The sequence below is a fragment of the Dehalococcoidia bacterium genome (assembly GCA_041653995.1).
Taxonomy (GTDB): Bacteria; Chloroflexota; Dehalococcoidia; order GIF9; family UBA5629; genus CAIMUM01.
On sequence record JBAZEK010000001.1, the window covers coordinates 836870 to 860009 of the forward strand.

Consider the following 23140-nt stretch of genomic DNA (forward strand, 5'->3'; position numbering starts at 1 on the left):
GATGAGAATCCTTCAAGGATTTTTAATATTCATGGGCGTACTGGCGGTGCTGGCCATTATCGCCCTGGTATTTGGCTACGTACTGGCATTGCTGACACCCGACATACGCACAAGTATGAGGCCAGTGGTCCTGTCTTCAGAGGCTGTCGACAGCCTCAATAAAAAGATCAGCGATACGAAGAAAATTACCGAGGCAGCCTACGAAGCGAAAATCAGCAAGGATGTGCAGATAGTAATCACAGAGGAGGAGATCAACTCCACCATCGTCATGGCCCTGGCCGAGGGAACAGTGCCCGCCAAGGAGATGCTGGTTAATTTCAACGACGGGTACATGATGATGTATACGTCATGGAACTTCCCCGGTATTCCGGTTAGAACGGGTTTTATCGGAACGCTGGACGAGGAAAACGGAAAACCGGTATTCGTGATCCATGACTTTTACCTGGGAAAACTGCCGGTTCCGGACGACGTTGATAGAGGCGTGCAGAGCTGGATAAATATCCTCTTCCAGTTGAACGCTCCCATGGAAGAGCTGGGTTTCGAACTGAAAGAGATCAGCATAACCGAAGGGCAGCTCAAACTGGCAGGAGTTACTAAAACAGGGAAGTAGCCAGGGCTCAGCGTCCCATCAAGCCTGCTATGTTCTTAGGCAATTTGCCTTTAGCCATCATCCTGGTCATCTTCTGAATTCCGTAGAACTGGTTAAGAAGCTGATTGACATCGCCCGGCGTGGTTCCGCTGCCTCTGGCTATCCTGCGTTTTCGGCTGCCGTTGACCAGATCGGGATTTGACCTCTCTTCCGCTGTCATGGAAAGGATAATAGCCTCTATCTTTTTGGTCCTGTCCTGACTGTCTTTATCCGATATCCCCTTGGTAAGCTTGGAGAAGCCGGGTATCATGTCCACAAGCTGGCTGAAGCTGCCCATCTTCTTTATCTGCCTCATCTGTTCCAGCAGATCATTGAGGTCAAATTCGGACTTTCTCAGCTTGGATTCCAGCTTCGCCATCTGCTGTTTATCAAAGGTCTTCTCCGCCTTCTCAATGAGCGTGAGCACATCGCCCATTCCAAGGATGCGCGAGGCCAACCTGTCAGGATAGAAAACCTCCAGCGAAGCGGTCTTTTCACCCATGCCGGTGAATTTAATCGGTACACCGGTCACCGATTTGATGGAAAGCGCCGCACCGCCTCTGGCATCTCCGTCCATCTTGGTCAATATGAGACCAGTCAAACCCAGGCTGCTGTTGAATTCCCCCGCGATATTCACCGCATCCTGTCCGGTCATGGCATCGGCTATCAACAATATCTCGACCGGTAAAACCGCCTTTTTAATGTCCTTCAGCTCCTGCATCAGAGGCTCATCGATATGCAACCTCCCCTGGGTGTCGATTATCACCCACGCAGCCGCCGTCTCCTCCGCCCTGGCAACTGAATTACGGCTGATGTGAACCGGGCTGGCAGTTACGTCCTCGTGATATACGGGAATATCAAGCTGGCCGCCCAGCACCTTAAGCTGATCGATGGCGGCAGGCCTGCGCGTATCGGCCGCCACCAGAAGCACCTTCTGGCCTGATTGTTTTAAGTGAAACGCCAGTTTGGCTGCCGTCGTGGTTTTGCCAGCACCCTGGAGCCCAACCAGCATTATCACAGACGGTTGACGAGGGGAGGCCTTCAGCCTGGCAGGCTCCCTGCCCAATACGTCAACCAGTTCCTCGTTGACTATTTTGACTATTTGCTGGGCCGGCGAAAGACTCTCGAGTACCTTTGCCTCCAGCGCCTTCTCCCTCACCACGGCCAGAAAGCTCTTGACAACCTTGAAATTGACGTCAGCCTCGAGAAGCGCCAGGCGTATCTGCCTCAATGCCTCGTCGATATCTTTTTCACTCAGCCTGCCTTTGTTATTCAGCCCGCTGAATATCCTGCTAAGCTTCTCTGTCAGTACTTCAAACATCAATAAAGCATAGCATATTTTCCCTGCGTGATTGCAGTCAGAACACGCAATTAAAAACGGGCGGGTTTTAAACCCGCCCCTACAGATAAATGGCTACAGGTACACGGCCTGTTACCTTGACAGCTACACTCGTGGGGATTATCCTAAATACATTTAAGATGTTTGAAAAATACGAGATCAATGCCTTTGAAAAGGAAGAGTCCTGGCGGCTTTTCAGGTATATCGGTGAGCTGGTAGCCGGCTTTGACAAGCTCACCGGCATCGAGCCTGCGGTAACCATCTACGGCTCGGCGGTTGCCACGGAGAATCAGACCGATTACCAGAACGCTCGCCAGATCGCATATCTGCTCGGACAGCAGGGGTTTAACATAGTCACGGGAGGCGGCCCCGGCATGATGGAGGCCGCCAACCTGGGCGCCAGCGAGGCCGGCGTCAAATCGATCGGGCTGAATATTGTCCTGCCCAAGGAACAGAAATGCAATGTCTATTCAAGCCTGACCATAAATTTCGATCATTTTTTCGTGCGTAAGGTAATGCTGGTCAAATACGCCACCGCCTTTGTCATCATGCCGGGCGGCATGGGAACACTAGATGAGCTGACCGAGGTTCTGACACTTATCCAAACCAGCAAGATCAAGCCTTTCCCTGTGATACTGTTTAATTCAACTTTCTGGCGCGGTTTTCTGGACTGGCTTCAGACCACCGTCCTGGCAATGGGCTATATCTCCGACGCGGATCTCCGCCTGCTCAGGATAACGGACAAACCATCAGAGGTGCTGGATATAGTCAGCAGCTGGTATCTCAGGCAGGCTATAGTGGGCAGGCAGGCTATTGATTAACCTCTCATTTCACGGCGCCGCGCGCACAGTCACAGGTTCACGGCACCTGCTCGATATCAACGGTTACCGCTTACTGCTCGATTGCGGTCTATTTCAGGGCCGCAGGTCGGAGACATATCAGCGAAACCTGCATTTCTCGTTCGATCCAAGGTCGGTTGATTCGGCCATCATCTCACATGCACACATGGACCACCTGGGCAACCTGCCCAACCTGGTCAAGCAGGGATTCGATGGCGATGTAAACTGCACCTCGGCCACGCTGGACCTGGCCAATATCATGCTCACCGATTCAGCCAGCATCCAGGAAAGCGATATCCGGTATGTCAACAAGGTGCGCCGCAGGCATAATCAGCCGCCGGCAGAGCCCCTGTACGATACGACCGACGTGCCTCCCACACTGAGACTGCTGAGAGGCAACTCCTATGAGCATAGATTCGATCTCGCCAGGGGAATCAGCGTCATCTTTCACGACGCGGGACATATCCTCGGCTCAGCCATCACGGTCATCAATATAGCCGATGGGGATAGAAAACTGTCGGTTTGCTTCACAGGTGACCTGGGACGCAAGGATATGCCCATCATCCGCGACCCCCATATCGTTGCGGATGCGGACATTCTAATCATCGAAAGCACATACGGCAATAGAACGCACTCAGATATAAATCTGGTGCTGGACAAGCTTGCGGCGGTGATCAATGAAACCATCTCGAGGGGAGGCAAGATCATAGTGCCGTCGTTCGCCCTCGAGCGGACGCAGGAGCTGATCTACTGCCTGCACCAGTTGAAACTGGCCGGCCGCATACCAGACTTCCCCATTTATATTGACAGTCCCCTGGCCATCGATGCCACCGATATTTTCAGGGTCCACCCGGAGTGTTACGATGCCGATACAGCCCAGTTGCTCAGGACCGTGGCCGACCCCTTCGGCTTCCGCGGCCTGCATTACGTATCAAGCGTGGAGGAGTCCAAGCATCTAAATATGATTAAAACTCCCATGATGATCATCGCCGGGTCGGGCATGGCCGAAGCCGGGCGCGTAACGCACCACCTGAAAAACAATATCGGAAAGCCAAAAAATGCCGTACTGATCGTTGGCTGGCAGGCGGAGAATACGCTCGGCCGCAAGATCGCGGAGCGATGGCCGGAGGTAACCATCTTCGGAGAAAAATACAAGCTGCGCTGCCGTGTGGAGATATTTAATGAATTCAGCGCCCACGCGGACCGCAATGACCTTATCGGATGGATAGGCGCCGGCAGGGAAAGATGGCAGAAGGTATTCGTTGTACACGGTGAGGAAAAGTCGGCGCTATCCCTGGCGGATGCGTTCAAAGAAATGGGATTGCACGATGTAGAAGTGCCCGAAGAGGGCCAGACCTTTCAACTGTAGCTCTATAAACCCTTGGGGAAAGACACGGGGGACTATCGATGGCCCAATTCCATTCACTTAATCTTGATCAACTGCGCCGGCCCTGGAATGAACTTTACCTGCGCTCGCGGATCAGTTCGCCTTTCTCATCGCCGGACTGGGCTGAGAACTGGTGGAAACATTTCGGCGAGGGTAGCACGCTGCATGCCGGCTCGGTGGAAGAAGAAGGCAAAGTAATCGGCATTGCACCCCTTCGCTTGAAGGAAGGCATCCTGCGTTTTATCGGCAGCGACAACCTGTTCGATTTCCAGGATTTTATAATCGAAAAGGGACGTGACGAGGTTTTTTATCGTACGCTATTCCATCACATTTCTGAGACCAGGGCAGCAAAATTGGATTTAGGCTTGCTCCTGCCCGACTCCAGCGTGCGCCGGGTGCTCATACCCCTGGCAAAGGAGAGGGGTCTTGATGTGAGCTGCGTTCAGGACGATGTTACAGTATCGCTTGATCTGCCCACGGATACGGCGGGATATCTTGCTCTGCTCAGCGCAAAACAGAGGCACGAATTGCTGCGCAAGGAACGGCGACTGAACGAGGAGGGCGACGTAGCATACAGGGTACAGGACAGGGCAAGCGACGCAGATACAGATCTCTTCCTGCAATTTTTCAGGGAGAGCAGGGAAGACAAAAAACGATTCCTCACACCATCCATAGAGCTCTTCATGCGGGAGATTATTGGTTTAAGCGAGGCCCGCGGCATGCTGCGGCTGGGGATACTGGAGCTGAATAACACACCAATCGCAGCCACCCTTTGCTTTGAATACCAGGACGGTATATACCTGTATAACAGCGGCTATTCCCCGGCCTACCGCTGGCTGAGCGCAGGGCTGCTGTCAAAGTACTACAGTATCCGGGACAGCATCATGAAGGGAAAAACGCATTATAATTTCCTTAAAGGCGCAGAGAAATACAAATTCCACCTGGGCGGTAAAGAAGACGGCCTTTTTAGATGTATAATTAATTTTTAGATATTCAGATACCGGAATAATCCTTCGATGGACCATTTGCGCATCGCGCTCTTAAGCTTACATACCTGCCCCTGGAGCAAGCCGGGAGGCCGCTACACGGGCGGGATGAACGTTTATATTCAGAATCTGTACCTGGAACTCGCAAAACTGGGGGTAACTGCAGACGTATTCACCTGTTGCCATGAAGACAACCAGCCGTGCAACTTCAGCGGGCCTAGCTGCCACACAGGATTGATACATATCAATGACGCCCGCTCCAGGCCTATTACAGATTCCGGTCCGGCGGACTATGCACACAGCCTGGCTCAGGCCGTTAACTCACACTGCCGGAATCTGAACCTGCACTACGACGTTATACACAGCCACTACTGGCTTTCGGGTCTGGCAGGCAACCACCTGAAAGACTTCTGGCAGATACCGCACATAACCATGTTCCACACGCTTGGCGCCCTGAAAAACAGCTCCTTGCCGGGATCTCCGGAGCCTGAATCCCGAATAGTCCATGAAAGGTCTGTCATCAACTCCTGTGATCGCGTCATCGCATCGACCTCGATTGAAAAACAGGAAATGGTCGACAGGTACGGCGTATCTGCGGATAAAATCAGCGTCATACCCTGCGGTGTTAATCCCGCTCTATTTCACCCCATACAAAGGCCGGCTGCCAGAGCCGCCTGCGGCCTCCCCGATAAGCCGACGCTTTTGTTTGTCGGTAGGCCCGATCCCATCAAAGGGCTCAATAACCTGCTGAAGGCTGTCTCCCTGCTCAAGCAGGGCAACGACTTCCAACTCCTGGTGGTAGGTTACGGCAATCGCCGTATGGGAGATCCGGGGCAGGCTGCCGGCTACGGGAGTGAATATCTCAGGGACCGTGTGATTTTTACGGGCCCGGTCGACCACGAGAAAATGTCCCTGTATTACAACGCAGCCGATCTCTGCGTAATACCGTCGTATTACGAAAGCTTCTGTCTCACCGCGCTCGAATCAGTGGCCTGCGGCACGCCTGTCCTTGCGACATGCGTGGGGGAGATATCTGAGATATCGAAACTTACGACTTTATGTAAAATTATCCCCGATAACAGGGCGGAAACCCTGGCGGCGTATATCAGCATATATATAGAAGGCAACGCGCCGGATGTACCCCGCCCGGGTGCGGAGCTTTCAATGAATTATGGCTGGAACTCAATTGCGGACAGGGTCATTCGTGAGTATCGGGACGTGTTAAAAGTGCCTACAGAAGCTGTACTGACTATGCCATCATGCAGATAATCCAATACAGCCAGAGGAATATGATATGACAGATAAATTCGACCTTATGGTTATAGCCCCGCACCCCGACGACCCCGAATTCGGAATCGGCGGCACGATAGCGCAGTGGACGAAAGACGGCAAGAAAATAGTCTATATCATATGCACCAACGGCAATAAGGGTACGGATGACCCCGCCGTAACGCCGGTCCAGCTTGCAGAGATCAGGAGGTCCGAGCAGATGGCTGCGGCGAATTCACTGGGGGTATTCGAAGTCATCTTCCTCGATCATGAGGACCAGTCCATCGAGGATACACCCGAGTTCCGCAAGGAGCTGGTCAAGCTGATACGCACCTACAAGCCTGATATCGTGGCAGCCCCGGACCCTTACAGAAAATATGTCTGGCACCGTGATCACCGCATAACGGGGCAGGTTGTGCTTGACGCGGTTTATCCTTTCGCCCGGGACCGGTTATCTTACCCTGACCTGATCAGGGAGAACTATCAGCCGCACAAGGTCAAGGAACTGCTGTTCTGGGGCGCCGAGCAGCCCAACTACTTCAGCGATGTCACAGCCACTTTTGATAAGAAGATCTCAGCGCTTAAGTGTCACGGGAGCCAGGTGAGCCACTTTCCACAAGGCTGGGAAGAGGCCTACCGCAACGTGTTATCAAGCTACGGCAAAGACCATGGATACGATGTTGCGGAGACGTTCTACCGTGTAGTGTTGCCACCCTAATATGCAGCTATGCGGATGACCATTTCTCGGCCAGGTCACCGATAAGAGGCAACTTGAATTTCTGGCCCTGATAGGCCTTGACCATCAGCAGTATCCACATCACCAGCGCGAGTATCCAGATAATCCAACCGATTACCGGTATGAATCCAAGGATAACACAGGCCCCGAATGTTATGATCGACTGCATGGCATGGAACTTAACGAACTGACTATCTTTTTCAATCAGGAAAAAAATCAGGCCGGTGATCCAACCGACCAAGTAGCATAACAGCCCTGCAACATTCTCTTCCAGTCCGGTTGATGACTTTGCCATTGCTCAGACCCCCCTATTCGTTTATTACCGAAAGAATAACTGCGATGATAGCCGGTGTCAACAGCGTGTTACTGGACTTATTTTCAGGCGACACGGCTGCATCAATCCCGCAGCTATCTATCGATTACCTTATATCTTTTTACCTGCTTTAAAGGCTGCAAATGTCACAACAGCAATCAGAATGACACCGACAGCTATAGCTACAATTGCCCAACCCGGCATGCTTTGCGGGGCTGAGGCAGTCTGAACAGTGTTTGACGGGGCCGATTCCGTGGTAAAAGTGAATACTGACCCTGCGTCCCCGGGCACGGGCTCCACGGCTGAAGCCTGCCAAAAATAAGCCGTATCATAGTTGAGCTTGACCGGCAGCGAATATGCGGTGGTAGGGGTGAAATCCTCCACCACTATATTCTGCAACTGGGCGTCCATGGCTAAAATAAATCTGTATTTGGTTGTGCCCTGGTAGCCGCTCCAGCTGAAAGCCACCCCGCTGACCGGCACACCGGTTGCCCCGTTGGCTGGGCTCAAGGCCTGTAAGCCGTATGAAGGCGTACTCACGGCATATCCCGGCCTTATGCTGAAAGGCACAGCCTCGGACCATGGACTGGCAATCCTCTGGCCTGTAGCAGCCTGTGTGGTACGCACCCTCCAGTAATATGTGTGCCCCGCCTCCAGAGTTCCGGGAGGGTACCAGAAGGCCGGCGACATCGAGTCGGCCGGAACCAGTATGCCGGAATCATAAACCTTCAATGTAAAGAGCGGGTCCCTGGCAATCTGCACCTGATAACTGCCCGATAAGCAGTAATCCTCCCAGCGCATATCCACCGAGGAGTTTCGCCCGGTTACGGGATCCACATCAACGGTGTTCTCCGCGGGCTGCTGCGGGGCGTTAACGTTCAGCGTAATAGCCCTTGTCCTGGCGCCCGTGGAATTAACGGCGGTCAGTTTATAAGTAGTCGTATACAGCGGCGATACGGCAGCCTGCCCGGCCGGGAGCACTTCGCCAATCCCGTGGTCGATATATACGGAAGAAGCATTTTTAACGTCCCAGGAAATAACGGCAGCGGATGATCGCTCTATGCCGGAAGGTGTGACTTTGTAATCGCTTATTTCAGGCAGGGTCGGCAGCTCGACCGAGCCCGCGCATGGCGCCGGGAGAGCCACGGCTATCAGACATACATAGAGCAAAAACAAAGCTGCCGCATGAAAACTTGACTGAAGTGCTCTCATATTCATCGTCTTACCCCCGTCGAGGCATCACTCGGCACGGAAATCTGTTCCTTTCACGGCAACACCTGATTTAATAAGGTAATCATAATAGCCGGTCAGTTTGAGCAGGACCCTGGCGGCACGATCGCCGGATGTATAGTCATAGTGATTGCCCGCCAGCTTTACCTGTTCCTCCGTGAAGGTCGTAGTAATGACCGGCTTACCGTAGCTCTCGATCCACTGGGAGCTGAGCGCTCGCATCAGCCTTACGATCATATCATTGATAATATCCAGGCGCGACCGGCCGGTTTTTGCCAGCATGGCTTTGCCGCTGGCCAGCTCGAGCAGGTCGTCCACCAGCACATCATCGATCTTGCCCGAGAAACGGGCGGCGATCATAGTAACTGCAAGGTCCTCCACCTCCATTTTACCTTGAAGGCCAAGCACCCAGGCAAGCATATCGATGAGTTGCTTGATGGCGGTCTCAGTCTTATATACGTTGCCCGACTTGATATCTTCAATAATTGGAATAATGGCCCTCAGGGCGCTATCCCTTTTAGCCAGGTCCTCCGGCGACATCTTCTGTTCCTGGCTGGAGCGCTGCTGTAGTAGCAGGTTGCCGAACAGGGTAAAGCCGCCGAAACCCATGAATATTAGTGAATCGACTGTTTCCAGCTCCAGCAGCCTGGCGGGCGCCGTCAGATAGGCGATGAAATTGCGGTCGCCCGCAGGGTCTACCGGATTGGCGTGGCTCCATCTGGGCGGAAAGATATTATTAAACTCCTCGATGGTCTTTTCAGGCAATTTAACCACATTCAGCCCGCCCTCTTCGCAGGCTTCGGCGCAGAGCACGCCGTAGCTGCCGCCGGGAGTTATAATAGCCACGTTGCGTCCCCTCGGCAGAGGCTGAGTCAAACACCCGATGGCGACATCGAGCATCTCCTCAGGGCTGTCGACCCGCATGGCGCCCATTTTTTTAAAGGCCGCGTCATATACGGCATCGCTGCCCGCCATGGCGCCCGAATGCGATCGTATAGCCTCGGCCGCCGCCGCCGTTTTTCCCGGCTTTAACACGATAACAGGTTTATTGCGGGTGACTTCGGAAACTATATCCATGAACCTGGCGCCGTCATTGAGACCCTCAATATAGGTCATTATCGCTTTAACCCTGGTATCCTTCCCGAAGTAATCGATGTAATCCTCAATCTGCACATCCGCTGCGCATCCGCAGCTTACGTAATGCGTGAAACCTACGCCTCGTTCGTATCCGGCCACCACCACCGCAGCGCCGACATTGCCTCCCTGCGATACAAAGGCCAGCTGCCCGTCCCTGACCAGCAAAGGCATCATAAAAGCCGCAAGAGAAGATGACGAGCTCCAGTAACCCATGCAGTTCGGCCCTATGAACCTGATATTGCCGCTGCGCGCTATGCCCAGCACCTCGTCCTGAAGTTTCTTTCCTTCAGGACCCACCTCCGCAAAGCCGGCCGATATGATGACCGCCGATTTAACCCCCTTCTTCACGCAATCCAGCATAACTCCCGCTACATGTTCGGCCGGGATGGTGAAAACAGCCAGGTCTACGGGTCCAGGGATATCGGTTACCCTGGGATAAACCGTCAGCCCCTGTATCACACTTTCTTTAGTATTGACCGGATAAATAGGCCCTTTAAAGCTATGAATAAGGCTGGTTATGGTGGAGAAGCCCCATTTGTTGCGGTTGTTGGTGGCTCCTATGTGTGCGACCGAGGCCGGGTTAAAGAGGGGATCCAGATCCCTGATAATGTCTCTATTCATGTTATAGGCCCTCACAATCCATAGACTCTGAACAGTCCGAGCTGTAAATTAAAAAATGCCTTGAGATTCAAAGCATCATGCTTTATAATAACACCCCGGCAGGTGTCCGACAAATTCGATTCGTTCGTTATAAGATTGCTCATATACGATGCTTATCACGATACCTGCAACTAATTTCATAAGGAGCGAATGATGCTTAAAACCCGCATGACCGAGCTGTTCGGATGCAAGCACCCTATCATGCTGGCGGGCATGAACTGGGTAACCACCCCGGAACTGGTGGCCGCAGTCTGCAACGCGGGCGGACTGGGCATATTCGCCACTGCCAGGTGCACACCCGAGGAAACGAGAAAAAACATTAATGAGATCAGGAAGCTGACCGATCAGCCTTTCGGCATCAACCAGCTTCTGATTCTGGGGCAGGTGGCCCGTGACACCATCCAGGTGGCCATCGAGGAAAAGGTCCCCGTAATCAACTATACCCTGGGCAAACCATGGTTTATCGACGACGTGCATAAATACGGCGGCAAGGTGATCGGCACTACCGCCTTCGTTAAACACGCTATCAAGGCCGCCGAGCTGGGATGCGACGCCATCGTCGTTACCGGCACCGAGGCCGCCGCACACGGCGAAGAGGCCTCCACGCTGGTCATGCTTCCCATCGTCGCCGGCAAGGTTAAAATCCCCATCATTTCAGCCGGTGGATACGGAGACGGCAGGGGCCTGGCGGCGGCATTATCACTGGGCGCCAGCGCCATCTCCATGGGAACACGCTTCGCCCTGACCAAAGAGAGTATGGTGCACGAGAACTTCAAGCAGCTCTGCCTTAAAGCCAACGAGAACGATACAATCGTGAGCACCAAGTTCGACGGCATGCGCGGCCGCGCCCTTAAAACACCCGTTACCGAGCGTATCGCCAGGGGAGGATTCCCGATGGTAGACGCGTTCAGGGGCGCCTACGAAACCAAGCAGCTGTTCAACCTGAGCTGGCCGAAATTTATCGGAATGAGCTTTTCCATGATGGGATCGGACGATCAGCATCCCCTGTGGGTGCAGGCGCGCCAGGCCGCAGGCTATCGCCGCCATACGCTGGCCATCTACGACGGAAATATGAAGGACGGCATATACTTTGCCGGACAGATACTGGGCGCCTGCAACGACGTGCCCACGGTGGCCGAGCTCGTCGACAGGATTATGGTCGAGGCCGAAGCGACCCTCAAAAAGACTTATTCGATGCTGGCCTGAGCACTACTTCAGCTAATAGAAAAGGGGAGGTTATTACACCTCCCCTTTTTTTATAAAATGTATCTCCGTTATTTCAGGCGCGAACCTTTGAGCAGCGCCTCCGCCTGTTTTACCATCCTGTCCAACAGCTCCTTGCAGCTTACCACATCGTGGATTAGGCCGATAGACTGCCCGACCGGCACCAGGCCGGCCTCCATATCGCCGTCGTCCCAGATCGCCGTCTGGCGCAGGCCCGACAGGAAAGGCGCCAGCTCGTTGATCGTGGCATGCTTGGCTTCCATGTCCTGGATTTGCTTAAGTATGGCATTCTTCATGGCACGTCCCTGGAATCCGGTCGTCTTGCCGTAGAGCATGGTATCAAATTCCTGCCTGTTGACGAGATCCTGCTTGACCTTATCGTTCATGCGGCACTCGGTGGTGGCCATGAACCTGGATGCCATCATGACGCCTTCAGCTCCCAGCACAATTGCCGCAGCCAGGGATCTGCCGTCGGCAATGCCACCGGTCGTAATAACAGGTATTTTAACCGTTTCCGCCATGCGCGGGGTGAGCACCATAGTGGTCACATCGTCCATCAAAGGATGTCCACCCTCCTCCACACCGGCAGCGATAACGGCGTCATATCCGGCCTTCTCTGCATGGACTGCATGCCTGACCGATCCGAGCTTATGAATGAATTTACAGCCGGCGTCATGCGCTCGCTTGATAGCGTCAGGACCGAAGAACTTATCGACCGGCGTGCCCGAGATCTCGAATGCGGGCACCTTCTCAGCGACACAGGCGTCAAACCAGTCGGCGTACATCTCCTTGGTTATGCGAAAAGACGGCAGCAGGGACAGGTTCACGGAAAACGGCTTGTCAGTTTTTTCCCTGGTCTCCCTGATGGCCTGTCGCATCTCCTTGCCGTCTTTGTAATTGGCGGCCGTGATATTACCCAGGCCGCCTGCATTACTGATGGCCGCGCAGAGATCAGGTTTGCACAGCCACATCATGCCGCCACACATAATCGGGTGCTTGATGCCAAACAGCTCGGTCATTCTGGTTTTCATCTCTCTTCTCCTCTGTGAACCAATGTAAAATTTATGCGATTATAACATGCCGATCAGCTTGAGGTAAAGTTGACTAACCAATCAATCATTTTGACAACGGCGACCTTTTTTGAGATTATTACCGTTCGAAAGGTATCAATTAATAATGGAGGTTTGAACTCGTGAAAACCAGAATAACGGAGCTCTTCGGAATAAAACATCCCATTGTGTTATCGGGAATGGCCTTCGTCAGCCTGCCCAGGCTGGTCGCGGCGGTCAGCAACGCAGGCGGACTGGGTATTTTCAACAGCGTGGCAAACTCTCCCGACCAACTCAAGGGCATTATCCAGGAGATCAAGACACTGACGGACAAGCCTTTCGCTATAAACGTCACCCTTATATTCCCCAACGGAAAAGAGAATGCCGAGATGGCGCTGGCCGAGAAGGCTCCTATAATTAACTTCGCCCTGGGTAAGGGCGACTGGATCATCAAGCAGGCTCATACCTACGGCGGCAAGGTCGTGTCCACGGTAGCCACGGAACGCCATGCCATCAGGGCGGCCGAGCAGGGCGCCGACGGCATTATCGTCACCGGGCACGAGGCGGCAGCACATGGCGGCGATGTGGGCGGCATGGTTCTGCTGCCGCAAATAGCCAGCAAGGTAAAGATACCCATCATCTCCGCCGGCGGATACTGCGACGGGCGCGGACTGGCTGCGGCTCTGGCCCTGGGCGCCGATGCCATCGCCATGGGCACACGTTTCGTGGTAACCCAGGAATGCGATGTGCATCCCAATATCAAACAGACTGCAATGAAATGTCAGATGGAAGAGACGATATATTCGGCGGGCATCGACGGCCTGCCCGGGCGATGGTACGCCAATAAGAAGGCTCTTGAGATGGCTAACAGCAAGACTTCATATATGGAGGCGCTCAAAGCCGGCTGGGCGATGAGAAAACAGGTGGATACCCCCATCTGGAAGCTGCTTGCAGGCAGCCTTCAGAAAAGGGGCGTACAGCAGCTGGCGCAGCAGGCCATCGGCATAGACGCGCTGGGTAAAATCCTGGACGAGGGCGACCTGGAGAACGGCGTGGTGCCGTTCGGCCAGGTTGTAGGCCGCATACGCGACCTGCCCACCTGCAAAGAGCTGATCGAGCGCATCGTGGCCGAGGCGGAGGAAACCATCAAAGGGCTTCAGGCAAAGGTTTAAATCTCTGTGTCCAGCGGCTGCCGTTAAATTAGTTACTCCCCTCATACCGCTTCATTATGCTAATATCTTTATGTGTTTTAAGCAGTATTCTGCGGGAGCGAGACAATGACACAGAGCACAGACACCCTCCAGCTGGACAGATTCAACAGGACCGTAGCCCTCAAGGACGGATCGGTTTTACATCTCCGGCCCATTATGCCGGACGATGAAAACCGGCTGATGGCCTTCTTCCTGCGCCTGAGCGGGCGTACCATATACTTGCGATATCACCATGTGCTTACCGACCTGTCCAGGGAGGAGGCGCACCAGTATTCCAATATTGATTACGACAACACCTTTGCGGTGGTGGGAATACAGGGAGAAGGGGACAATGAAAGCATCATAGGTGTCGGCCGATACTGGAGGCTATCACAGCCCAACAGAGCGGAGATCGCCTTTATAGTTGAGGACCCTCATCAGCGCAAGGGAATCGGCACGCACCTGCTGGAGCTGCTGGCCGCGGCCGCCCGCGAGCACGGGATAGGTGTATTCGAGGCCGAGGTGCTGCCCGAAAACACCGACATGATCGACGTGCTGCAGGATAGCGGCTTCAAACAGCTCGAAAAAATCACCGAGTCTCACGGATGGAGGGGTGTATACAGCATAGCTCAAACGCCCCTGGTGGAGCAGAAGTCAGCGGAGCGTGAGAAGGTCGCCTCCATCGCTTCCATACGTAAATTCATGTTCCCGCGGTCCATCGCCGTTCTGGGCGCATCCAACAAACCGGGTATCGGCAATGCGCTGGTCAAAGACCTGATCAAGAACGAATATAACGGTATTATCTACCCGGTCAATCCCAAAGATGAGGTCGTATCATCGATCAAGGCATATCCATCCGTTCTTGATATTCCCGGCCAGGTGGATATGGCTATTGTGGCTGTCGCGGCAGAGAGGATACAGCCTTTGATCGAAGAATGCGGCAGGAAGGGAGTAAAAAGCCTGGTTATCATTACCGCCGGCTTCTCCGAGATGGGGGGTGAAGGCATCGAGAGGGAGAGGAAATTACTGAATACCGCCGGGGCATACGGTATGCGCATTATCGGCCCCAACTGCCTGGGTATCCAGAATACCAATCCCACTGTCAATATGAATGCCAGTTTTGCGCCTATCTATCCGCTGCACGGCAGAACCGCCTTCGGCAGCCAGAGCGGCGCACTGGGCGGCGCCATCATCAGTTACGCCATTCAAATCAACCTGGGCCTCTCGAATTTCGTCAGCATCGGTAACGGAGCGGACGTCACCGGCAACGAGCTGCTTCAGTACTGGGCGGAGGACCCCGACACCAACCTGATACTTCTTTACCTCGAATCGTTCGGAAACCCGCGCAAATTTGCTCGCATCGCACGTGAAACAACGCTTAAGAAACCTGTAGTAATAGTGAAAAGCGGGCGCTCGGCCGTGGGCGCGCGCGCTGCCGCTTCTCATACGGGCGCGCTGGCATCGGATGATACCGCCACTACGGCACTTATCAAACAGACCGGCATGCTGAGGTGCAATACACTGGAGGAGCTCTTCGATACCGCCCTGCTGCTGTCGAACCAGCCGATACCAAAAGGCAACCGGGTCGCTATTCTGACCAACGGCGGCGGCGCCGGCATCATGGCCGCCGATGCACTGGCAGCCCATGGCTTTCAACTTCCGATCCTCTCGGATAAAGCCCGCAGCGCCCTCAAATCGTTCCTGCCTCCCAAGTCCAGCTACATGAATCCCATCGATACCACCGCCGCCGTATCGCCCGACCAGTACCGCCAGGCTCTCAACGTGATATTGCAGGAGGATATAGATGCCCTTATCATCATCTATATCCCGCCCATGGAGTTCATGATCGAACTGATGAGGGGAGTTATACGTGAAATGGCTCCGTCATTCCGCGCCAAAGGCATACCCGTCCTGGCCAACTTCCTCGGCCTCGAATCGAGGTTGGTTGTTGGATCCAAAGAGGAAGGTTATGTCCCCACCTACGTTTTTCCGGAGTCGACCGCGCATGCGCTGGCCAAATCGTATGAATACAGCGAGAGATTGAAACGTCCCCTGGGAAACATACCCTCATTTACAGATATAAACAAGGCCGGAGCTGAAAAGGTGATCCAGGATGCGCTGGCACGCACGGATAAACATCCGGTCTGGCTGGATACCGTAGAGATAGTTAAGCTGTTCTCCGCCTACGGTATCAAGTTCGCTCAGTCCGGCGTCGCCGCCACGGCCCAGCAGGCGGCCAAGATGGCCGATGGTATCGGCTACCCGGTGGCACTGAAGCTGTTCTCATCAACGATCTCCCATAAGACCGATGTGGGCGGCGTGATACTCAACCTGGGATCCGCGACGGAGGTCAAAAAGGCCTATGCACAAATCGAGCAAAACCTGGAGAAGATATCGCGCAAGTCTGAGATGCAGGGCGTGACGGTGCAGAAGATGTTAACAGGCGGCGTTGAGCTCATAGTGGGCGTTACCGAGGATAAATTTTTCGGGCCGCTGATAATGTTCGGGCTGGGCGGCATCTACACCGAGCTGTTCAAAGACGTGGATTTCAGGATCCACCCGCTGACCGATTACGATGCCCATGAGATGCTTGCCTCTTTCAAAGCACATAAGATACTGGACGGATGGAGGGGCGCGCCACCCTCCGATACGGCGGCCATAGAGGACGTGCTTCTCAGGGTTTCAGCTCTGATCGAGGATATCCCTGAAATACAGGACCTCGATCTTAATCCACTCATAGCTATGCCGGTTGGAGAAGGCTGCGTGGTGGCGGATGCCAGAATATCCGTCTCACCGATTTCTGTATAATATGGATTGATTGGCCCCCGGTGCCCCTCATGTGAAGGAGTGCAATGGTGATGGCGGACCTGGACAGTAAAAGCTTCGAGAAATATTCGACCAGCGTGGCGCTCAAGGACGGCTCCAGCCTGCATTTGCGGCCCATCCTCATGTCGGACGAGGAGAGGCTGCTGGCGCTGTTCAGCCGCATGAGCAAGCAGACCATTTACCTGCGCTTCCATCATGTCCTGACACACATGTCCCGGGAGGAAGCGCGCCGTTTCTGCACCGTGGATTACGAGGATACTTTCGCCCTGGTAGGCACGCTGGGAGAGGGATCGGAAGAACGCATTATAGCGGTCGGACGTTACGCGAGGCAGCCGGGCGCCAACCGGGCCCAAATAGCTTTTGAGGTTGAGGACAAGTACCAAGGGCTGGGTATCGGCACACACTTGCTGGACCAGCTCGCTTATATCGCGCGCGACAAGGGCATAACCACCTTCGAAGCCGAGGTGCTGGCGGAGAACAAGGATATGATGAACGTCCTCATCAACAGCGGCTTCACCATGCAAAGGCAATACCAGGGCACCACTTATGTGGGTCTTCTCGACCTGGCCCCCACCGATGTAGTCGAGCAGAAGTCGTTCGAACGAGAGAAGTTCAGCTCTATCGCCTCCTTGCGCGCCTTCCTCAATCCGAAATCGGTAGCGGTTATCGGCGCCTCCAGGAGGCCTAATACCATCGGCAACTTCGTCTTCCGCAACCTTATACAGCAGGATTTCAAGGGCGTGGTATACCCGGTCAATCCCAACGCCGAGGTGGTGGCAGCCATCAAGGCCTATCCCTCCATCCTGGACATACCGGGCGATATCGACCTGGCCATCATCGTCGTACCGGCTGATAAAGTGCAGCAGGTGGTGGAAGAGAGCGCGCATAAAGGGGCCAGAGGCGTGGTCGTGTTATCCTCGGGCTTCGCCGATATAGGCGGCGAAGGGCTCGAGCGGCAGAACAAGCTCCTCACGACCATTCGTAGTTACGGTATGCGCATGCTGGGGCCCAACTGCATGGGGATGATGAATACCAATCCCGGAGTCAACCTGAATGCCACGTTCGCCAACATAGTGCCACCCCACGGCAATATAGCTTTCGCCACCCAGAGCGGGGTACTGGGCTCCGCCATCCTGATGTATGCAACCAGCCTCAATATCGGCCTTTCCACCTTCGTTAGTATAGGCAACCGTGCGGATATATCCAGCAACGAGCTGCTTCAGTACTGGGAGGATGATCCGGACACGGATGTCGTGCTTCAATACCTGGAGTCGTTCGGTAATCCCAGGAAATTCACGCGCATAGCTCGCAGCATCACAGCTAAGAAACCGGTCGTCTCGCTGACCGGAAACCGCGGCAGTATCCAGAAGAGAAAGTTCTCCTCACACACAGGCGCCATGGCCACCGACCAGGCGGCCACCGAGGCGCTTTACAAGCAGGCGGGCATACTGCGGGTCGATACGCTGGAAGACCTGTTTGACACAGGCAATCTGCTGGCCAACCAGCCGCTGCCGCAGGGCAACAGAGTGGCCATCATATCCAATGCGGGCGGTCCGGCGCTGCTGACGGCAGAAGCTTGTAAAAGCAGGGGCCTTGAGATCCCCCCGCTGTCCGACGGACTGGCATCGCGGCTTAAAACATTCCTGCCTTCGCGGGCAAATATATTAAATCCCCTCGACATGTCGCCCGAAGTATCTACAGAACAATACGGACAAACACTCAAACTTATGCTTAAAGAGGCCAGCCTGGACATGGTGGTGGTCATTTTCATACAGCCCATTCCCAGGCTGTCGGAGGAGTTTGCCGCGGTCATTCGCGAGGTTGCCCCGTTATACCGTGAAGCCGGCAAGCCGCTGGTCACATCCATCCTCGGCATACGGGGCGCAGGCATCAGTCTCGGCCCGCAGGAGAGAAGGGTCGTGCCATCCTTCGCTTTCCCCGAATCGACAGCCGGCGCTCTGGCGCGCGCAGTGGAGTTCAGCCAGCGGTTGAAACGGCCATCGGGCAAGATACCTGAGTTTTCCGACATCGACAAAGACAGGGCCGACCGCATCATCAGCTCAGCCATTGAAAAATCGGGCAAGCGCCAGGTATGGCTGGACGCCGAGTCCATCCTGGGCCTGTTTGAGTGTTACGGAATCAAATTCGTAACGCTCAAGATCGCCAGGACCCCGGAAGAAGCTTCGGCCGCTACCAAGGAGATCGGGTGTCCCGTAGCAGTCAAGATACTCTCCCCCTCCATCACGCAGAAGACCGAAGTCGAAGGCGTGATACTCGACTGCCGATCAGGCGACGAGGTGAAGAAAGCCTTCTCCCGGATCAGGCAGAATCTGGAAGGTATAGGCAAGAGCGCAGAGATGGAGGGAGTGATAGTCCAGAAGATGGTGCAGGGTGGTGTCGAGGTGATCGTAGGCGTAACACAACACCCGGCCTTCGGTCCTCTTGTGATGTTCGGCCTGGGCGGCGTATACGTAGAGCTCTTCCAGGACGTTATTTTCAACATCCACCCATTAACCGATATGGACGCGCACGAAATGATCAAGTCGGTCAAGGCTTACCAGTTACTGGAAGGCTGGCGGGGATCCAAACGCGCCGACATCCCGGCCATCGAGGATCTGTTGCTTCGGATATCGGCCATGGCAGAGAACCACCCGCAGATACTTGAAATGGACCTGAATCCCGTTAAGGTATTGCCGGAAGGGCAATTCTACCTGGTGGTGGATGGACGCATACTGGTCAGCAAAGAACAGGAATAGCTGAAAGTGACCATGGTATTGCGAGCGTAGCGAAGCAATCTTGTGTTGTGAGCCACGGCAGCAGCAGATTGCCGAGTCGCCTGCGGCTCCATGCAATGACATTTACGTTACATGATTTTAATAAGTTGATACGTTCAGTTCTTCCATCTTGCCTGTGACCATAAAGACCACCCGCTCGCAGATATTTGTGACCCTGTCACCCGTCCTTTCCAGGTTATGCCCCACCCACATCAATCTGGTGGCCCTGGTAATGGTGCGGGGATCCTCCATCATGAACGTCAGCAGCTCCCTGAAGACCTGGTCGTAGAGCTGGTCGATCTCGTCGTCCTCCGGCACAATTTTTCGGGCCGCTTCAGCATCATGAATAATGAATGCGTTAAGGCTGCGGTGCAGCATGTCAATGACCTTTTCATTCATGCGGGGCAGGTCTATCAGCGGCTTGAGCGGCGGCTCATTGCCTATCATGATGACAATTTTAGCATTGCCGGCCGCGTGATCACCCATCCTCTCCAGGTCCTGTACAATGAAGAGTATAGCCAGCAGGATTCTCAGATCGCTGGCCATGGGCGCCTGACACGATATGATATCCAACGCCTTTTCTTCTATCTCAAAACGTTTTTTGTTTACATTGCGGTCTTCCTCAAGCACCAGCTTGGCCAGCTTAAGGTCTCGTTCCTTAAGGGCCTGCATGGACCTTTCCAGCGCTTTCTCGATCATGCTCCCCAGGGCCAGCACATCATCCTGTAACTCGCGCAGATTTCTCTGATAAGACTCTCTCGGCATATTCAACCTCCTTTAACCGAAACGCCCTGTGATGTAATCCTCAGTCCTCTTGTCTTTAGGCACGGTGAAGACCTCCTTGGTACGAGCGTATTCTATCAGTTGTCCCAGCAGCATAAAACCGGTCCAGTCCGACACGCGGGCGGCCTGCTGCATATTATGTGTGACTATGACAACGGTGTAGTCTTTCTTCAGTTCCATCATAAGTTCCTCTATCCTCAGCGTTGATATAGGGTCCAGCGCCGAACACGGCTCGTCCATCAGTATTACCTCCGGCTCAATGGCGATGGCGCGAGCGATGCAAAGGCGCTGCTGCTGGCCACCCGACAGGGAGGCGCCGGGCTGGTCAAGCTTGTCTTTTACCTCCTCCCACAGGGCCGCCTTCCTCAGACTGCGCTCCACGACATCCGCTAAATCCCTGCGTCGGCTCCAGAAACGCGTCAGGCTTATCCCGGAGGCTACGTTGCCGAAGATAGACATTGTTGGGAACACGCTGGCCCTCTGAAATACCATGCCTATACGGCGGCGGATGGCAACCGGATCGACCTGCGGAGCATATATATCCTGCCCGTCCATGAGCACGCGGCCGGTCACCCTTCCCCCCTCCGACACCTCGTGCATGCGATTAAGACAGCGTATAAAAGTCGATTTGCCGCACCCGGATGGGCCGATCAAGGCTGTGATATGCTGAGCGCCAATGCCCATACTTATATCTTGAATAGCCATCCTGTTGCCGTACCAGGCACTCAGCTGCTCCACGGTTAATGTGCATTTTAACGGTCTCAATTGGCCTCTGTCTTCACCGTCAACGGCCCCGACTTTGACATTCTGACCCATCCTATTGTTTATCATTGCACCGTGTCCTTCCTCTTGCTTACAGACTTTTATTTCTTTTTCCTGCCGCTGACCAAACGCACAACGATATTTATACCGAGAACAAGTATCACCAGCAGGAAAGCGGCCGCCCAGGCCTGCTGCTGCCAATCGCTGTAGGGAGACAGAGCGTAGCGGTATATTTGCAAAGGCAAGGCTCCTATGGGCTGGGTAAGGCCCTGTACACCGAAGGCGCTGCCCAGGGCGGTGAATATCAGCGGCGCCGTCTCCCCTGCTATGCGCGCCACGGCAAGCATGATGCCCGTGACTATGCCTGTGACAGCGCCCGGCACGATCACGCCCAGAGTTATGCGCCAGCGGCTGATGCCGAGGGCCAGAGCGGCCTCGCGTTGTGAATTCGGCACCAGGCGCAGCGACTCCTCGGCGGTACGCGCTACTACAGGAATCATGATTATTGCCAGTGCTACTCCCGCCGAGAGGGCCGAGTAGGTATGCATGGGACGTACGAGAATGGCATAGGCGAAAACGCCCACGATAATCGACGGTACGCCGGCTAGTATATCGGCGGCAAAGCGGATGGCTGACGCCATCTTCGGCCCGGCGAATTCGGCCAGAAATATACCTGCCATCAGTCCCACCGGCAGGGCGATGAGCGAAGCCAGCCCAACCAGTATAAAAGTACCGTATATATCGTCCCGCATACCTCCCCCGGCCTCACCTACCGGTTTGGATTGCTGGGTTATGAAATCCAGGCTCAGGTAAGAGATGCCGTTGACCAGCGTATAACCGAGTATCAGGATGAGAACCAGTATCACAATGGCTGTGGCAACTCCGCACAGCACGAGCATCATCCGGCTGAACTGCTGGCGCCTGAAATAGCCGCTTTGCGCTTTCACTCGCCTGTCCCCCTCACGGAAACGGTGCGCCATACCAGTAACCTGGCAATAATATTGACCAGCAGCGTGATGGCGAAGAGAACCAGGGCCAGCTCGATCAGACTGCCTATATAGAGGTCCCCGGAGGCTTCATTAAATTCGCTTGCCACTTTGCTGGCAATGGTCGTACCGGGGGAGAAGAGCGAAAGCGAAAGGGCGTAGGAATTACCGATAACCATTGTCACAGCCATGGTCTCGCCGAGCGCGCGGCCCAATCCCAGGATCACACCACCCACCAGGCCGGTGCGGCAATAGGGCAATACAGACCTGGTGATCATCTCCCAGCGGGTTGCCCCCAGCGCCAGCATGGCCTCGCGCTGAGTCAGTGGTACCGCGGCTATAACTTCACGGCTGACTGCCGTGACGATGGGTATCACCATGATTGCCAGGATAATTCCGGCGGAGAGAAAACCCACGCCGAAAGGAGGCCCCTGGAAAAGGGGCAAAAAGCCCAGGTTGCTTCCCAGCCATGTCTCGATGGGATTCCTGATAAAGGGCACCATCACATATAGACCCCATAATCCAATAATCACGCTGGGTATAGCAGCCAGCATCTCGATGACAAAAGAACACGGCCTGCGCAACCAGTCGGGGGCGAGCTCACTCAAAAACACGGCTGAGCCCAGGCTGATAGGCACGGCGATTAGAAGGCCGATCAGAGAGCTCAGCAGCGTGCCGTAGATCGCCGGCAAGGCGCCGAAGACCTCGTTGACCGGATCCCATTCGGAGGATGTAATAAATGAAAGCCCGAACTTCTGGATGGCCGGCCATGCATCGATACCTAGTGCGATAAGCAGCGCGATCAGTATTGCCACGATTAAAACGCTGAAGAAAAGTGTCAGACGGGAAAAGATTTTATCGCCGACGCGTGCCCGCACTGCGCTTCCAGTATCGCTTCCAACTGCTGTAAGAGATGTATCGGTTTTGCACTTATCCATATTTTCAACCGTCTATTATGAACTCAACAATACGTAAATGCAGGAAAGGCGGACCCTTCCCGCATCTCCAGTATCTATCGCTTG

The 23140-nt window shown here is 54.4% G+C and carries 19 protein-coding genes; 10 read left to right on the forward strand and 9 right to left on the reverse strand.

Annotation, left to right across the window (positions count from 1 at the left end; translation table 11 throughout):
* The first annotated feature begins 1 nt into the window (after position 1).
* Positions 2-610, forward strand: coding sequence for a hypothetical protein (locus tag WC359_04090; protein MFA5399597.1), 609 nt, complete (start codon positions 2-4; stop codon positions 608-610).
* Between the two features lie 7 nt (positions 611-617).
* Here the strand turns inward: WC359_04090 and ffh are convergent, their stop codons facing one another.
* Positions 618-1949 carry a signal recognition particle protein gene (gene ffh / locus WC359_04095; GenBank protein ID MFA5399598.1) on the reverse strand — a complete coding sequence of 444 codons (1332 nt, stop codon included), beginning with the start codon at positions 1947-1949 and terminating at the stop codon, positions 618-620.
* A gap of 116 nt (positions 1950-2065) precedes the next feature.
* Here ffh and WC359_04100 point away from each other — a divergent pair, with 116 nt between their 5' ends.
* The 5 genes from WC359_04100 to WC359_04120 are packed head-to-tail and all read left to right on the forward strand — an operon-like array spanning position 2066 to position 7166.
* Positions 2066-2788 (forward strand): TIGR00730 family Rossman fold protein, encoded by a 723-nt coding sequence (locus WC359_04100; GenBank protein ID MFA5399599.1) that lies wholly within the window; start codon positions 2066-2068, stop codon positions 2786-2788.
* Complete coding sequence (locus WC359_04105) at positions 2781-4175, forward strand: MBL fold metallo-hydrolase (protein ID MFA5399600.1); 1395 nt, start codon at positions 2781-2783, stop codon at positions 4173-4175. The genes WC359_04100 and WC359_04105 overlap by 8 nt, the downstream gene beginning before the upstream one ends.
* 38 nt (positions 4176-4213) lie before the next feature.
* Entirely contained in the window at positions 4214-5182 is a 969-nt protein-coding gene (locus tag WC359_04110) for a GNAT family N-acetyltransferase (GenBank protein MFA5399601.1), read from the forward strand.
* A 27-nt stretch (positions 5183-5209) separates the two neighbouring features.
* The gene (locus WC359_04115) at positions 5210-6448 is read left to right on the forward strand and encodes a glycosyltransferase (protein MFA5399602.1); all 1239 of its coding nucleotides are present in this window, start codon (positions 5210-5212) and stop codon (positions 6446-6448) included.
* Between the two features lie 25 nt (positions 6449-6473).
* Positions 6474-7166: a PIG-L deacetylase family protein gene (locus WC359_04120; protein ID MFA5399603.1), complete on the forward strand. Its 693-nt coding sequence runs from the start codon at positions 6474-6476 to the stop codon at positions 7164-7166.
* 7 nt (positions 7167-7173) lie between these two features.
* Here the strand turns inward: WC359_04120 and WC359_04125 are convergent, their stop codons facing one another.
* The 3 genes from WC359_04125 to WC359_04135 form a co-directional block, all read right to left on the reverse strand.
* Positions 7174-7479, reverse strand: a complete 306-nt coding sequence (locus WC359_04125; protein MFA5399604.1) for a DUF4870 domain-containing protein — start codon at positions 7477-7479, stop codon at positions 7174-7176.
* A gap of 129 nt (positions 7480-7608) precedes the next feature.
* Positions 7609-8715 (reverse strand): hypothetical protein, encoded by a 1107-nt coding sequence (locus WC359_04130; GenBank protein ID MFA5399605.1) that lies wholly within the window; start codon positions 8713-8715, stop codon positions 7609-7611.
* A 21-nt stretch (positions 8716-8736) separates the two neighbouring features.
* On the reverse strand, positions 8737-10485 hold the full coding sequence (locus WC359_04135; GenBank protein MFA5399606.1) for a CoA-binding protein: 1749 nt from the start codon (positions 10483-10485) through the stop codon (positions 8737-8739).
* 192 nt (positions 10486-10677) lie between these two features.
* Between WC359_04135 and WC359_04140 the strand changes: the two genes are divergently transcribed.
* Positions 10678-11730, forward strand: a complete 1053-nt coding sequence (locus tag WC359_04140; protein ID MFA5399607.1) for a nitronate monooxygenase — start codon at positions 10678-10680, stop codon at positions 11728-11730.
* 68 nt (positions 11731-11798) lie between these two features.
* Here the strand turns inward: WC359_04140 and WC359_04145 are convergent, their stop codons facing one another.
* The gene (locus WC359_04145; GenBank protein MFA5399608.1) at positions 11799-12779 is read right to left on the reverse strand and encodes a nitronate monooxygenase; all 981 of its coding nucleotides are present in this window, start codon (positions 12777-12779) and stop codon (positions 11799-11801) included.
* 161 nt (positions 12780-12940) lie between these two features.
* Between WC359_04145 and WC359_04150 the strand changes: the two genes are divergently transcribed.
* From WC359_04150 to WC359_04160, 3 genes are all read left to right on the forward strand, one after another.
* Positions 12941-13969 (forward strand): nitronate monooxygenase, encoded by a 1029-nt coding sequence (locus WC359_04150; protein MFA5399609.1) that lies wholly within the window; start codon positions 12941-12943, stop codon positions 13967-13969.
* A gap of 105 nt (positions 13970-14074) precedes the next feature.
* A complete protein-coding gene (locus tag WC359_04155; GenBank protein MFA5399610.1) occupies positions 14075-16795 on the forward strand; it encodes a GNAT family N-acetyltransferase in 2721 nt (906 codons plus the stop codon).
* 50 nt (positions 16796-16845) lie between these two features.
* A complete protein-coding gene (locus WC359_04160; GenBank protein MFA5399611.1) occupies positions 16846-19569 on the forward strand; it encodes a GNAT family N-acetyltransferase in 2724 nt (907 codons plus the stop codon).
* Positions 19570-19686: 117 nt separating this feature from the next.
* Here WC359_04160 and phoU read toward each other — a convergent pair whose 3' ends face one another.
* Genes phoU through pstC form a run of 4 tightly spaced genes read right to left on the reverse strand, consistent with a single transcriptional unit; the run spans position 19687 to position 23056 of the window.
* The gene (gene phoU, locus WC359_04165; GenBank protein ID MFA5399612.1) at positions 19687-20352 is read right to left on the reverse strand and encodes a phosphate signaling complex protein PhoU; all 666 of its coding nucleotides are present in this window, start codon (positions 20350-20352) and stop codon (positions 19687-19689) included.
* Positions 20353-20364: 12 nt separating this feature from the next.
* Positions 20365-21201: a phosphate ABC transporter ATP-binding protein PstB gene (pstB, locus tag WC359_04170; protein MFA5399613.1), complete on the reverse strand. Its 837-nt coding sequence runs from the start codon at positions 21199-21201 to the stop codon at positions 20365-20367.
* Between the two features lie 32 nt (positions 21202-21233).
* Positions 21234-22079 carry a phosphate ABC transporter permease PstA gene (pstA, locus tag WC359_04175; GenBank protein MFA5399614.1) on the reverse strand — a complete coding sequence of 282 codons (846 nt, stop codon included), beginning with the start codon at positions 22077-22079 and terminating at the stop codon, positions 21234-21236.
* Positions 22076-23056, reverse strand: a complete 981-nt coding sequence (gene pstC / locus WC359_04180; protein MFA5399615.1) for a phosphate ABC transporter permease subunit PstC — start codon at positions 23054-23056, stop codon at positions 22076-22078. The genes pstA and pstC overlap by 4 nt, the downstream gene beginning before the upstream one ends.
* Positions 23057-23140 lie beyond the last annotated feature (84 nt).